At 56.0% G+C, this 13,265-nt stretch carries 12 protein-coding genes; 7 read left to right on the top strand and 5 right to left on the bottom strand.

What is annotated here, in order from left to right:
- Positions 1-5 precede the first annotated feature (5 nt).
- The 7 genes from BM258_RS02775 to BM258_RS02745 all read left to right on the top strand — a co-directional run bounded on the left by BM258_RS02775 (position 6) and on the right by BM258_RS02745 (position 6,742).
- Entirely contained in the window at positions 6-662 is a 657-nt protein-coding gene (locus tag BM258_RS02775; RefSeq protein WP_090068589.1) for an amino acid ABC transporter permease, read from the top strand.
- Positions 663-683: 21 nt separating this feature from the next.
- The gene (locus tag BM258_RS02770; protein ID WP_090068587.1) at positions 684-1,454 is read left to right on the top strand and encodes an amino acid ABC transporter ATP-binding protein; all 771 of its coding nucleotides are present in this window, start codon (positions 684-686) and stop codon (positions 1,452-1,454) included.
- Positions 1,451-2,800 (top strand): aminotransferase family protein, encoded by a 1,350-nt coding sequence (locus BM258_RS02765; RefSeq protein ID WP_090068585.1) that lies wholly within the window; start codon positions 1,451-1,453, stop codon positions 2,798-2,800. Before BM258_RS02770 ends, BM258_RS02765 begins: the two co-directional genes overlap by 4 nt.
- On the top strand, positions 2,797-3,489 hold the full coding sequence (locus BM258_RS02760) for a CoA transferase subunit A (RefSeq protein WP_090068583.1): 693 nt from the start codon (positions 2,797-2,799) through the stop codon (positions 3,487-3,489). Before BM258_RS02765 ends, BM258_RS02760 begins: the two co-directional genes overlap by 4 nt.
- Positions 3,476-4,129, top strand: a complete 654-nt coding sequence (locus tag BM258_RS02755; protein WP_244544562.1) for a 3-oxoacid CoA-transferase subunit B — start codon at positions 3,476-3,478, stop codon at positions 4,127-4,129. Before BM258_RS02760 ends, BM258_RS02755 begins: the two co-directional genes overlap by 14 nt.
- Positions 4,130-4,161: 32 nt before the next feature.
- Positions 4,162-5,454, top strand: a complete 1,293-nt coding sequence (locus BM258_RS02750) for an ArgE/DapE family deacylase (RefSeq protein WP_090068580.1) — start codon at positions 4,162-4,164, stop codon at positions 5,452-5,454.
- Between the two features lie 103 nt (positions 5,455-5,557).
- Positions 5,558-6,742 carry a thiolase family protein gene (locus BM258_RS02745; protein ID WP_090068578.1) on the top strand — a complete coding sequence of 395 codons (1,185 nt, stop codon included), beginning with the start codon at positions 5,558-5,560 and terminating at the stop codon, positions 6,740-6,742.
- A gap of 44 nt (positions 6,743-6,786) precedes the next feature.
- Here BM258_RS02745 and BM258_RS02740 read toward each other — a convergent pair whose 3' ends face one another.
- The 5 genes from BM258_RS02740 to BM258_RS02720 form a co-directional block, all read right to left on the bottom strand.
- Positions 6,787-7,566 (bottom strand): FadR/GntR family transcriptional regulator, encoded by a 780-nt coding sequence (locus BM258_RS02740; protein WP_090068576.1) that lies wholly within the window; start codon positions 7,564-7,566, stop codon positions 6,787-6,789.
- Positions 7,567-8,571 carry an ABC transporter ATP-binding protein gene (locus BM258_RS02735; protein WP_244544561.1) on the bottom strand — a complete coding sequence of 335 codons (1,005 nt, stop codon included), beginning with the start codon at positions 8,569-8,571 and terminating at the stop codon, positions 7,567-7,569.
- Entirely contained in the window at positions 8,564-10,516 is a 1,953-nt protein-coding gene (locus tag BM258_RS02730; protein WP_090068574.1) for a dipeptide/oligopeptide/nickel ABC transporter permease/ATP-binding protein, read from the bottom strand. Before BM258_RS02730 ends, BM258_RS02735 begins: the two co-directional genes overlap by 8 nt.
- A complete protein-coding gene (locus BM258_RS02725) occupies positions 10,516-11,460 on the bottom strand; it encodes an ABC transporter permease (protein ID WP_090068572.1) in 945 nt (314 codons plus the stop codon). Before BM258_RS02725 ends, BM258_RS02730 begins: the two co-directional genes overlap by 1 nt.
- Positions 11,461-11,606: 146 nt before the next feature.
- A complete protein-coding gene (locus BM258_RS02720; protein ID WP_090068570.1) occupies positions 11,607-13,163 on the bottom strand; it encodes an ABC transporter substrate-binding protein in 1,557 nt (518 codons plus the stop codon).
- Positions 13,164-13,265 lie beyond the last annotated feature (102 nt).

Raw genomic sequence — 13,265 nt, 5'->3', positions numbered from 1 at the left:
CCGTCATGGGGCTTGATTTTTCGGTCGTACCCGGCTTCTTCGACGTCATCATGCAAGGCGTCTTCTGGACAATTGCCATTACGGTGGCGGCAGCTGTTCTCAGTTTCTTTGGCGGCATCTTTTTCGCCGTTATCGCGCTTTATGCGCCGCGTGTGATCAGTTGGCCGATGAAGGGCTTTGAATGGCTCTTCATGGGAACACCACTACTGCTTCAGCTGTTTCTCATCTATTTCGGTCTCATTCAGATCGGCATTGACCTTCCTGCCTTTGTGGCCGGATCGCTAGGGCTCGGACTGCATTTCGCGGTTTATAACTCGGAACTGATCCAGACCAGTATTCTGGCGGTGGACAAGGGCCAGATGGAAGCTGCGCGAACCCTCGGACTCAGCCGCGGCCAATCCCTGCGCTATATCGTGATCCCGCAGGCTGTGCGCGATGTCATTCCCCCGATTGGCAACAACATGATCGCTCTCTTGAAGGACTCGGCTCTGGTCTCGGTTATCGGCGTTACGGAGCTGACCCTGTCGGCGCAGCTGGCCATCGGGCGCACATACCGGCCGTTTGAATTCTACGCGGTTGCCGCGGTTTGCTACTACATCATCAATCTGGGCATGGAAGCGGTGTTGCGTCGTCTCGAACGCCGTGTTCAAGCCTCTCGTTAAGCCTGTCGGAAGGATCATTCCATGACGCATCATCGTCCCTTTGTCGATATTCGCCACGCCCAGAAATGCTTTGGTGAGCTGGAAGTTCTCAAGGATATCAGTCTGCAGGTCGAGCAGCAGCAAATCGTTGCCATCATCGGCCCCAGTGGCTCGGGCAAATCCACGCTCCTGCGCGCAATCAACGATCTTGATCCGCTGACCTCCGGCGAGGTCTGGCTGGATGGGGTTCAGGTCAACAAGCTGTTGCCACACGCCCAATATGAAAAGCATATCAATCAGGTACGCCAGCAAATCGGCATGGTGTTCCAGCATTTCAATCTGTTCCCTCACCTGACCGTGCGGGAAAATATCACGCTGGCACCCAAGCTGCTCAAGGGTGTTTCCGATGATGAAGCCAATGCGCTCGCCGAGCAGCAGCTCGAGCATGTCGGGCTCATCGACCGGATTGACTATCACCCCTCGCAATTGTCTGGCGGCCAGAAGCAGCGCGTGGCTATTGCGCGCGCGCTCGCCATGAAACCCAAACTGATGCTGTTTGACGAAGCAACGTCAGCGCTTGACCCGGAACTGGTCGAAGAGGTCAACCAGGTCATGAAAATGTTGGCTGAGGAAGCCATGACCATGATCATCGTCACCCACGAAATGGGATTTGCCGAGAGCGTTTGCGATCGGGTTCTGTTCATGGATGGCGGTGTCGTCGTCGAGGAAGGCGCCCCTGAGGTTGTCTTCCACAATCCGACGCAAGACAGAACCAAGAATTTCCTTAGAAAGCATCTCGAAGGCGCAAAATGAGCAACAAGACGTCTAATCTCTTCTATCAATCCCGTGCTCCAAGGCCATTTCTGGACCGCGCAGAAGGGATCTATATGTATGACCAATCCGGAAAACGCTATATCGATGGCTCTTCCGGCGCCATGGTTTCCAATATCGGGCATTCCAACCCCAATGTGCTGGAAGCGATGAAAGCGCAGATGGACAAGTCCACCTTCGGCTATCGCCTGCATTTCCGCACGGAACCGTCCGAAGATCTGGCTTCCATGGTGGCAGAACGCATGCCGGGCAATCTGGATCGCGTGTTCTTTGTCTCAGGCGGCTCAGAAGCCGTTGAAAGCGCCATCAAACTGGCGCGCCAATATGCCATCACGCAGGGCAAATCGAGCCGCTGGAAGGTCATTTCCCGTTTTCCGTCCTATCATGGCAGCACCTTCGGAGCGCTGGCTCTGACAGGCTATGATCCGCTTGCCCGCCCATTTGACCCGATGATGCGGGATATGCCCAAGATCGCGGCGCCTGCATGCTATCTGGATCGGGACAACCTGACGGATGAGCAGCGTGGTCTGAAATATGCCGAACTGCTACGTGACGAAATCATCAAACAAGGCCCGGAAACTGTTCTCGCCTTCATCATGGAGCCGATTGGAGGCGCTTCTACCGGCGCTCTGGTTGCCCCAGACAGCTATTACGGACGCATTGCCGAAATCTGCAAGGAATTCGGCATCCTGCTGATCTATGACGAAGTCATGACCGGTGTTGGCCGCACGGGGTCTTTCCTTGCTGCCAATCACTGGGATATCGAACCGGACATCGTAGCGATGTCCAAAGGCTTTGCCGCCGGCTACGCGCCGCTTGGGGCTGTGGTTGCCCGCGAAACCATGGTCGAAGCGTTGCTCGATGCCGGCGGCTTCCTGCACGGCTATACCTATGCCGGCAATCCGCTTGCTTGTGCGGCGGGTGTTGCCGTGCTCAAGGAAATTGATCGGCTAAGCCTCATCGACAATTGTGCCGCCATGGGCGCCCTTCTCAAGTCCCGTCTTGAAGGCCTTATGGAGCGCTATCCCTTTATTGGCGATGTCCGTGGCAAGGGCTTGCTGCTGGCGTTTGAACTTGTCAGCGACAAGGACAGCATGACACCGCTCCCCAAGGAATATAACTGCTATCTCGAACTGGTCGAGCTGGCTTATGAGCGTGGCCTCATCATCTATTCGCGCCGCACGCGTGGAGGAGTGGAAGGAGATCACTTCCTCGTTGCTCCGGCCATGATTGTCAATGAATCCCAGATTGACGAAATCATGGGTATCCTCATCGAGAGCCTTGATGCTCTTGCGGCGAAATTCGATTTGCCAGTGAATGCCTCATGAGACTGCCTCAAAAAGAGCGCTCCATTGAAGATGCCGTCGCCCAAATCAGCGACGGCGCTTCCATCATGGTGGGCGGATTCGGCGTGCCGGGCACGCCTTTCAACCTGATTGCCGAGTTGGTACGGCAGGGGCAGAAAGATCTGACCCTCGTCAAGAATGACGCCAATGAGGCGGGCATGGGCATCGACCATCTGCTGGCCAATGGGCAGGTGCGCAAGCTGATCGTCACCCATCTGGGGCTCAATGGCCATGCCATCGAGATGATGAATAGTGGCGCGCTGGAAGTGGAATTCTGCGCACAAGGCATTCTGGCTGAACGCATTCGGGCTGGCGGCGCTGGTCTTGCCGGTTTCATCTCGGATATCGGCATCGGCACGGAGCTTGCCGAGGGCAAGCAGATTGTCTCGGTAGACGGCAAAGATTTCGTTCTGGAAACAGCCCTGCGCACGGATGTGGCGCTGGTGCATGCAGAACAGTGCGATGCTTACGGCAATTTGTGCTTTGCCAAAACCGCACGCAATTTCAACCCGTTGATGGCAATGGCAGCCGATTGCGTTATCGCCGAAAGCCAGAATTGCCTGCCTATCGGCGATCTTGATCCGGATGCCATCCATACCCCTGGCCCCTTTGTCGATCATGTGGTCGCCCTTAAAGACTTGCACAAGGAATATGCCATTGTCCGACGCTAGACAAAGAATGGTTGCCCGCGCGGCCCGTGCGATTGAGCCGGGCATGCTGGTCAATCTCGGGATCGGTTTGCCGACTCGTGTCGTCAATTACCTCTCTTCGGACATGGAAGTGGGGCTGCATACGGAAAATGGTCTTGTGGGTGTCGGCCCGACGCAGGATTACGACCATGCAGATCGCGATCTGATTGACGCCGGTGGGGCTTATATCAGCGCCCTACCCGGAGGTGCCTTCATCGACAGCGCGGTGTCCTTTGCCATCGTACGGTCCGGCAGGTTGGACCTGACCATGCTGGGCGCCTTCGAGGTGGCCCAGAATGGCGATCTGGCGAACTGGAAAATTCCGGGCAAATTTTCTCCCGGCGTTGGCGGCGGCATCGAGCTGGCACAAAAGGCTGCCCATGTCATGGTGCTGACAACCCATACAGACCGCAAGGGCAATCCCAAGCTGCTTGAGCGATGCTCCTTGCCTCTGACCGCGAAGGGTTCGGTTGAGCGCATCTTCACAGATATGGCCGTTGTGGATGTCACCCCTGAAGGCTTTGCCCTTAAAGAACTGGCAGAAGGCGTCTCGCTTGATGACGTTATTGCAGCGACGGGTGCGCCGCTGATCATTCCGGAAGGTGATATTCCCACCTTCTGATCCGATCACACAAAATATTGGAGGGAGCGACAATGGAAAAGGACATTGCACTCAAAATTCTTTCCGCAGTTGAAGCCAACTTTGACAAACAAACGGATTTTCTTTCCGAACTGGTCAGTCATCCTTCCACGCGCGGTCAGGAACAATCGGCCCAGGCCTATATGGCTGACGCTTTGTCAGAACGCGGTTATTCAGTGGATCGCTGGCAGATCAATGTTGATGATATCCGCCAATTGCCGGGCTTTTCACCTGTCATCGGTTCCTATGATGATGCGGTCAATGTGGTCGGCACCCATAAAAGCGCAACCAGCAAGGGGCGTTCCCTGATCCTTAATGGCCATATCGATGTGGTGCCCGCGGGTCCCCTTGATATGTGGAAAACGCCGCCCTTCTCTCCCAAGGTTGAAGGGGACTGGCTTTATGGGCGCGGGGCTGGCGACATGAAAGCCGGTTTGGTTGCCAACCTGTTTGCTCTTGATGCCCTGCGGTCTGCCGGTTTTGCCCCAGCCGCAGATGTGTTTTTCCAATCGGTGGTCGAAGAAGAATGCACCGGCAATGGCGCTTTGGCATGTTTGCAACGAGGCTACAAGGCTGATGCAGTCCTCATCCCCGAACCCTTCGATGAAACACTGGTCAAGGCCCAGACAGGCGTCATCTGGTTTCAGGTCCATCTCAAGGGGCTGCCCACCCATGTGGCCTATGCGGGCGATGGGGCCAACGCCATCGAAGCGGCCGTGCCTCTGATCAATGCCTTGCACGCGCTTGAAAAACGCTGGAATGCGCCAGAGCACCGGCATCATGATTTTGCCCATCATGATCACGCCCTCAACCTCAATGTCGGCAAAATTGTCGGCGGCGATTGGGCCAGCTCTGTACCGGCATGGTGCGTGTTTGACGTACGCATGGGCGTGTTCCCCGGACAGGACTTGGAGGCAGCCCGCGCTGATATCGAGACCACCTTGCTGCAAGCAGCTGAGGAAAACAGCTTCCTGAGAGAGAATAAACCCACAGTTGTTTACCACGGGTTCATGGCTGAAGGGTATGCCTTATCAGACGATAAGAGTGAACCGGCATCCAGTGCAATCAAGGCGCTTGGCGCAGCCCATAAGGCCGTTACCAACAAGGACCTTGAGCAGATGGCGATCACCTGCACCACGGACACGCGGTTCTTCGGACTTTATGCCAATACACCAGCGCTCGTTTATGGCCCGCATGCCGAAGCCATCCATGGTTTTAATGAGCGTGTCTCGCTGGAAAGCATCAAGCGCGTAACCATGGCTACGGCCCTGTTCATCGCCGACTGGTGCGGATTGGAAGCTCAATAACATATGCTGGCGGCCCCGCCGCTGGCGTCAAAGCCGATCAAAAATCAAAGCGTTGCCCTTTTCGCCCAAGGCTGGCATGTAAGCAACGCCGGAGGAGACAAATATGCGCCAAGCCGTCATTGTTTCAACAGCCCGCACTCCCATTGGCAAGGCCTATCGTGGCGCATTCAACAATCTTGAAGGGCCAAGTCTTGCAGCCCATGCGGTAAAGGCGGCCATGGAACGCGCGTCGCTTGAGGGCGATGCGCTGGAGGAAATCACCTTCGGCTCGGCTTTGACCCAAGGCAGCACGGGCATCAATGTGGGGCGCCATATCGTGCTTGCGGCAGGGTTGCCGGACACGGTGGCCGGCTCCACGATCGACAGACAATGTGCATCTGGCCTTAATGCCATAGCCATCGCTGCGCACATGATCATCAACGAAGGTGTCGATGTCGCCATTGGCGGCGGACTAGACAGCATCTCTTTGGTACAGCTGGAGCAATATTGGAACCAGTATCGTTATCGCGATCCCAATGTGCGCGACAGCTATTATATGTCTATGATCGAAACAGCCGAGCTGGTGGCCGAGCGCTATGGCATCACCCGCGCAGCACAAGACGCTTATGCCCTGCAAAGCCAACAACGCACGGCCCAAGCGCAGAAGGACGGGCGATTCGACGAAGAAATCACTCCCGTAGAAGCGGTCAAGGTTTCTCGAGACAAAGAAACCGGTGTTTCTCAGGAAGAGCGCGTGACGCTGTCGCAGGATGAGTGCAACCGGCCGCAAACCACGCCAGAAGGACTTGCACGTCTCAAACCCGTACTGGGGGCAGACAAGAGCATCACGGCAGGCAATGCCAGCCAGCTCTCCGATGGCGCGGCAGCCTGTGTTCTCATGGAGGCTGCGGAAGCCAAACTGCGCGGATTGAAACCTCTTGGCATTTTCCGCGGCTTTGCTGTGGCAGGATGTGCAGCAGAAGAAATGGGCATCGGTCCCGTACGTGCGATCCCGAAATTACTGGCCCGAAACGGCCTGAAGGTTGAGGATATCGACCTCTGGGAAATCAACGAAGCCTTCGCCTCGCAGCTGCTCTATTGCCGCGATAGCCTTGGCATCGATAATGACAAACTGAATGTCAATGGCGGTGCCATTTCCATCGGGCATCCTTACGGTATGTCCGGAGCACGCATGGCAGGGCATCTTTTGATCGAAGGCCGCCGTCGGGGGGCGAAATATGGCGTGGCAAGCATGTGCATTGGTGGCGGCCAAGGGGCAGCCGGTCTGTTCGAGATCCTTGCCGACTAGGCTGCAATCTAACGCGGATTGGGGGGCCTTGCCTCCTCTTCGCTTCACTTGCGCAGCAGTACGGCACGCTCGATCATGAATTTTTCCGCTTCGATCATATGCTCACGCATGATGGCACTGGCCAGCAGAGCATCCCCCATTTTTAGCGCACGCAGCAATTTGACCTGATAGTTCACGCCCATTTCCCTTTGCCCCCAGGGTGTCGGCTCTGAATAGATAGCGCGACATTCGGACTTATCCTGCAACAGGCTATGCAAAAAACGACAGACGAATCCCATCAGGCGGTTCTTGCTGAGATTGGCCAAACCGGAATGGAAGTCCAGCTCGGCCAAGCGCTGACGATATTCGTCTTCGGCTGATACGGGTTCATCCTGATAGAGATAAATCAGCGACTGCAGATGGACAAACTGCTCGTTAGACAAGGTTCCCGCCACCTCTGCGGCCAGCACGGGCTCAAGCTGCTTACGCAAGGCATAAATATCGGAGATGGATGGCGGCTCGGCGAGAAAAAGATTGTCCAGAAACCGGATGGCATCTTCCGGATCGATGGAGGAGACGAACAGGCCCCCACCCGGCCCTGTCTTACTGACGATGAGGCCCTCAATCTCAAGGATCTTGAGTGCTTCACGCACTGTGCCTCTGGAAGCATTGAGGGTTTCGGGGGTCACCCAGTCTGCCGGAATACGATCCCCAACCCGCAGGTCGGCGGTCACGATCTGGTCCCTCACCTTATCGGCAATCACATCGGGGCGTTTGCGTCGACGGCTGGACAGAGTGTGATGGGGCGAAACGGCTCTCCGCCCCAGATCGTCTTCGATAGACATCTAGTCTTTGTTCTCCGGATTGAAACAGGCGCTGAGGTGATCGGCCTTTTTGCCCGCTGCGTCAAGTTTGGGTGCCTCGTTTGTGCACATATCCAACCGTCTTGGACAACGCGCATAAAAGGCACAGCCCGGTGGCGGATTATAAGGGTCGGGCAGCTCGGTGTTCGCATCTTCAGACAACATCGACTTGCGCCCGGGTACGGGAGCGGACTTTAACAAAAGACGGGAATAGGGATGATGTGCCTCTGCAAAGACATCCGCAGCATCGCCCAGTTCGACCATGCGCCCAAAATACATCACCGCAACGCGATCACTGATGCTTTCGACGACAGACAGGTCATGGCTGATAAAAATGTAGGTCAGGCCGAATTTTTCTTTCAGATCGTCGAGGATATTCAGCACCTGAGCCTGAACGGATACGTCCAACGCCGAAACCGGCTCATCTAGCACGATCAGTTCGGGGTCAGCCGCAAGGGCGCGGGCAATCCCGATACGCTGCGCTTGACCGCCGGAAAATTCATGCGGATAGCGGTCAAGGAATTCCGGAGCCAGATTGACCGCTTCCATCAGCTCCACCAGCCGCGCTTCCCTCTCTTCTGCATTCAGCTTCAAGAGCTGGATCAATGGCGCTTCCAGAATGGTGCGGATCTTTTTGCGCGGATTGAGCGAGGCAACAGGATCCTGAAACACATATTGCACCTTGCGGGCCATCTGCCGACGGTCTTTCTTGACCTCAGCCACCATGTCCTTGCCCGCAAAAGTGATCGCACCGTCTGTTGGGAGATCGAGCCCAACAACCAAACGAGCAAGCGTTGACTTGCCACAGCCGGATTCGCCAACGATGCCTAGCGTTTCGCCCTTGCGGACCTTGATATTGACGTTCTGCACCGCATGGACAGCTGGCAAGACTTTGCCGAACAGGCTTTTGCCACCACCAAACAGGCGGCTGACATCACTGATTTCGAGAAGCGTATCGGCTTGGTTCATGGTCATGCTCTCAGACATCGCACTCTCCTTGCTTTGCCTTGTCACCGGACACTGGATAGAGACAACGCACCGTGCGCCCCTCACCCAGATCTGTCAAAGCTAGGTCGCCCTTGCGGCAATCGTCTTTGGCATAAGGACAACGCTCGGCAAAGGCGCAACCATCAGGCAGTGCGTTGACAACGGGCGGGCGTCCCTCAATGGCATCCAGTCGCCGGTCCGGCTCACCAAGCACAGGCACGCAGGCGATGAGCTTTTCTGTATAGGGATGGGCCGGAGAGGAAAGAATTTCCTCCGTCGTACCCGTTTCCACGATCTTGCCGCCATACATCACCGCAATCCGGTCGCACATGGTGGAGACCACACCGAAATCATGGGTGATGAAGAGAATGCCGACATTGCGTTCCTGCCGCAATTTATTGAGTAGCGAAAGCACCTGCGCTTGCACAGTGACGTCGAGCGCGGTGGTTGGTTCGTCGGCGATGATCAGCTTGACGTCGTTGGCCAGTGCCATGGCTATGCAAACCCGCTGACGCATACCGCCCGACAATTCATGCGGATAGACCTTTAAACGCTCGGCGGGGTTCGGGATACGAACCGTCTTGAGCAGTTCTTCAGCCCTTGCCATGGCGTCCTTGTGCGAGATCACCTGATGGGCTCGGATGGCTTCCACCAATTGATCACCGATGGTAAAGAGCGGATGCAAGGTTGAGAGCGGATCCTGAAACACATGGCTGACGGCGAGCCCACGCAGCAGGCGGATTTCTTCGTCGCTCTTGGAAAACAGATCCTCGCCCTCAAGCAGCGCAGCACCGCCCACGATACGGCCGGGAGGCGTTGGCACCAGACCCATGATGGACATGGCAGTCACGGACTTGCCCGAGCCGGATTCTCCTACAAGGCCAAGGCACTCCCCTTGGCGCACTTTGAGATCCACGCCGCCAACAGCCTTGTAGACATCTGAACCGACATGGAACTCGGTTTTAAGCCCCTGCATATCAAGGGTGGCGTCTTCCTGCGGGGCAATGTCTGGCACCTGGTCGCGCATGACGGCAGTCCGCATGACAGGCCGCGCCAGAGCACCTGATTTCAAGCGCGGGTCCAGCACATCGCGCACACCGTCTCCCAGCAGGTTGATGCTCATCACGAGGATGAAGATCATCACACCGGGAATGATGGAAACGTGCGGTGCCGTAAAGAGAATCTTGCGCCCATCCCCCAGCATGGAGCCAAGGTCAGCCTGCGGCGGCTGTGCCCCGAGACCGAGGAAGGAAAGACCGGCAGTTTCAAGGATCATCCAGCCAATGGTGGTGGACATGGTGATAATGATCACCGGCAGCACATTGGGCAGGATCTCGCCAAACAGGATTGATGCATTCGACTTGCCCGAAAGCCTTGCCGCGTCGACAAATTCCCGCCGGGAAAGTCCGACGGTGATGCCCCTGATATTGCGGGCAAAGAAAGGGATATTGACAACGGCAATGGCATATAGCGCGTTGAGCAGCCCCGGCCCCAGCGCAGCCACGATGGCCAGCGCCAACAGGATATAGGGAAAGGCCATGATCATGTCGATGCCGCGCATAAGGAGATTATCCGTACGCCCTCCGGCATAGCCAGCAACCAGACCGATCAGAGAGCCGATGAAGGCGGCGATCAATGTGGCTGAGACGCCCACAGCGAGACTGACGCGCGTGCCCCAGATCAAACGGGAAAGGATGTCCCGCCCCAGCGCGTCGGTTCCCAAAAGATGACCATCAGCGAAAAGGGGTTGCAGGCGATTGGCAGGCTCTGTCACATCGGGGTTGACCAGTGGCAACAAGGGAGCTGCCAGCGCCACAACAAAGACGAACGCCAGCACAACGAGCCCAGCGGTTGCCAGCGTGTTGTTCAGCAGCAGACGCAAAGTGCTCGGTCTGCCGCCGGATTTCTTCTTTTTGGTGGGTGTTTCGATCGTGGTCTCGGACATCAGCGCAACCTCGGATCAAGAATGGACTGGATGACATCGACCAGCAGATTGAATAGCACATAAGCGGCGGCAACAACGAGCACACCGCCCTGCACCAGCAAAAGGTCGCGCGTGGAAATGGCCTTGACCAGCATGGAGCCGATGCCCGGCCACTGGAACACCGTTTCGATATAGACCGCACCGCCGAGCACGAAACCGGCCTGAATGCCAATCACAGGAATGACGCTGACCATGGCGGCCTTGAAGGCATGAACATAGATGACGCGCCGTTCCTTGATGCCCTTGGCGCGGGCCGTGCGGATATAATCCTGCCGCAGCACTTCAAGCATGGAGGTGCGCGTGAGGCGCGCAATAACGCCCGTGGCGACAACAGCCAATGTAATGGCTGGCAGTGTGAGATGATGGATGAGATCAGGCAGATCGCCGCCGCCATAGATCGCATACATGCCGCTTGGCGGGAACAAACGCCATTTAACGGCAAAGGAAAAGATCAGGAGCAGGCCAAGCCAGAAAGATGGCATGGAAATACCAATGAGCACCGTGAAGGTTAAGCCCTTGTCAGCCCAGCTATATTGTTTCACCGCCGAGATAACCCCGGCCAACAGCCCGAAAATGGAACACAGCACCAGCGCAGGCCCGGCCAGAATAAGAGTGGCGGAGAAGCGCTCCAGCACTTCATCGATCACAGGTCGGTTGAGCGTGTAGGAACGGCCGAAGTCGCCCTGCAGCATGTTGCCCAGCCAGATGAAATATTGCTGCACCATCGGCTTGTCGAGGCCGAGATCCTGATTGAGTTTGGCAACATTCTCAGGCGTGGCAAAAGAGCCAAGGATCGCCAGAGCCGGATCGCCCGGAATCAGAGCCATGATGACGAAAACAATGATGGATAGTCCGAACAGAACCGGAATCGCAGCAAGCAGCCTCTTTGCGACATAGGCACCCATGGCCCTACTCCGAGTTTTTGAAAATGGCCGCCCCGCCCTGCTGTCAAATATGACAAACAGGGGTCGAAATGCGGGACAGCGGATCGGCGTTGGTCAGATTATGGCTCCCCCTTCGCCATATGTTGGAGACGGGGGAACCGGAGCTCTCACGGTTTGGCAACATCCTGCAGCATCAGGAAGAAGGATGGCTGCAGCTTGAAGTTCTCGACAGCAGCGCTGGTTACAGCATTCTGTTTCCAGTTGGCCACGAAGACCCAAGGGGCATCTTCATGAACGATCTGTTGCATTTCCTTATAGAGCTTGGCGCGCTCTTCCTGCGACGTGGAGGTCCGTGCACTTTCTAGCAGTTCGTCCACTTTCGGGTTGGAATAATAACCCGAGTTGAATCCGCCCTTATCCGGGAAGGCTTCCGTGCGCAGGGCAAGGAACGGCAGGGTATCCGGGTCATTGGTCATCCAAGCCATTTCAGCCATGTCGGCTTTGCCTTCAAGACCCGGATTGACCTTACCAAGGAAGGTGTTCCATTCGTAGGTCTCGATTTTAACCTTCATGCCAACGGCTTCAAGATCGGCCTGAATGGCGGTGCCCATGGCAGTCGGGTCGAGCATGCCGGATCCACCTTCGGTGACATAGAAGGTCACTTCGGAGCCATCATAGCCAGCCTCTTTCAGCATGGATTTGGCTTTTTCCGGATCGTAAGGGTAAGGCTCAAGAGTCTCGTCATAAGCCCATGCAAAGGCCGGAGGCGTCGGACCTGCGGCCACTTCAGCCGTGCCCTGCAAGATATTGTCGACCAGCGCGGTCTTGTTGATGGCATAGTTGGCTGCCTGACGGATTTCCTTTTTCGCAAAAGGACCTTCCTTGGCATTGAGAATCAAGAACCACAGATGTGGGCCAGCCTGCTCATGCACGGCGAAGGCATCATTGTCACGGAACTGGGCAAGGTTATCAGGTGGCACCTCAACCATCACATCCAGACCACCGGCGAGCATTTCGGCGACGCGGGTGTTGGCATCCGTGATCGGGCGGTAGATGACGGCTTCAAGCGCAGGAGCACCATCCCAATAGTCGGCATTCTTTTCCAGAACGACCTTGGCGTTGGATTCCCATTCGGCGAACTTGTAGGCGCCTGTGCCTGCCGGATGACGGCCCACTTCCTTGCCATATTCCTCAACGGCGGCCGGAGAAATCATCAGGCCTGTCGGGTATGCAAGGTTGGAAAGGAAGGGCGCATAAGGCGCGTTCAGTTCGAACTTGACGGTCAGAGGATCAACTGCGGTCACTTCCTTGACCGAAGAGAAGAAGAAAGCAAGCGGGAACGGCCCCGTGTCATGATAAGGGTGATCGTCCTTTAGCATGCGATCGAAATTGAATTTCACGGCTTCTGCGTTGAAGTCCGTTCCGTCGTGAAATTTAACCCCTTCACGCAATTTGAAGATGTAGGTCATTCCATCGTCGGAAATGGTCCAGCTTTTGGCCAGAGAAGGCTCCACTTCGAGCGTGCCATCCTTATAGCGCACCAGACCGTCATACATATTGACCAGAATACGGAAATCATTGACTGCCGTATCGGCGGCCGGATCAAGGGATTTCGGTTCTGCAATTTGTCCAACAATCAAAACATTGGGTGGGGTTTGTGTATAGCCCGGAGAGGCAAACAGCAATGAGGCCGCGGCAAGTGCTGCGGCTAGAAATCGTTTCATGACGTTCTCCCTCAATTATTATCAGGAACAATTAGGGCGCAGAATTGTTTATTTTTCAAGCATTGATTATGATAAATTAGGACCAATCGGATAATTGATTAT

This window comes from Cohaesibacter marisflavi (genome assembly GCF_900115225.1).
Lineage (GTDB): Bacteria > Pseudomonadota > Alphaproteobacteria > Rhizobiales > Cohaesibacteraceae > Cohaesibacter > Cohaesibacter marisflavi.
This window is presented reverse-complemented; position numbering and strand designations above follow the sequence as displayed.

Coding starts and splice junctions, on each gene's coding strand:
- BM258_RS02775 (WP_090068589.1), top strand. CDS start 6: ATGGGGCTTGATTTTTCGGTCGTACCCGGCTTCTTCGACGTCATCATG.
- BM258_RS02770 (WP_090068587.1), top strand. CDS start 684: ATGACGCATCATCGTCCCTTTGTCGATATTCGCCACGCCCAGAAATGC.
- BM258_RS02765 (WP_090068585.1), top strand. CDS start 1,451: ATGAGCAACAAGACGTCTAATCTCTTCTATCAATCCCGTGCTCCAAGG.
- BM258_RS02760 (WP_090068583.1), top strand. CDS start 2,797: ATGAGACTGCCTCAAAAAGAGCGCTCCATTGAAGATGCCGTCGCCCAA.
- BM258_RS02750 (WP_090068580.1), top strand. CDS start 4,162: ATGGAAAAGGACATTGCACTCAAAATTCTTTCCGCAGTTGAAGCCAAC.
- BM258_RS02745 (WP_090068578.1), top strand. CDS start 5,558: ATGCGCCAAGCCGTCATTGTTTCAACAGCCCGCACTCCCATTGGCAAG.
- BM258_RS02740 (WP_090068576.1), bottom strand. CDS start 7,566: ATGTCTATCGAAGACGATCTGGGGCGGAGAGCCGTTTCGCCCCATCAC.
- BM258_RS02735 (WP_244544561.1), bottom strand. CDS start 8,571: ATGTCTGAGAGCATGACCATGAACCAAGCCGATACGCTTCTCGAAATC.
- BM258_RS02730 (WP_090068574.1), bottom strand. CDS start 10,516: ATGTCCGAGACCACGATCGAAACACCCACCAAAAAGAAGAAATCCGGC.
- BM258_RS02725 (WP_090068572.1), bottom strand. CDS start 11,460: ATGGGTGCCTATGTCGCAAAGAGGCTGCTTGCTGCGATTCCGGTTCTG.
- BM258_RS02720 (WP_090068570.1), bottom strand. CDS start 13,163: ATGAAACGATTTCTAGCCGCAGCACTTGCCGCGGCCTCATTGCTGTTT.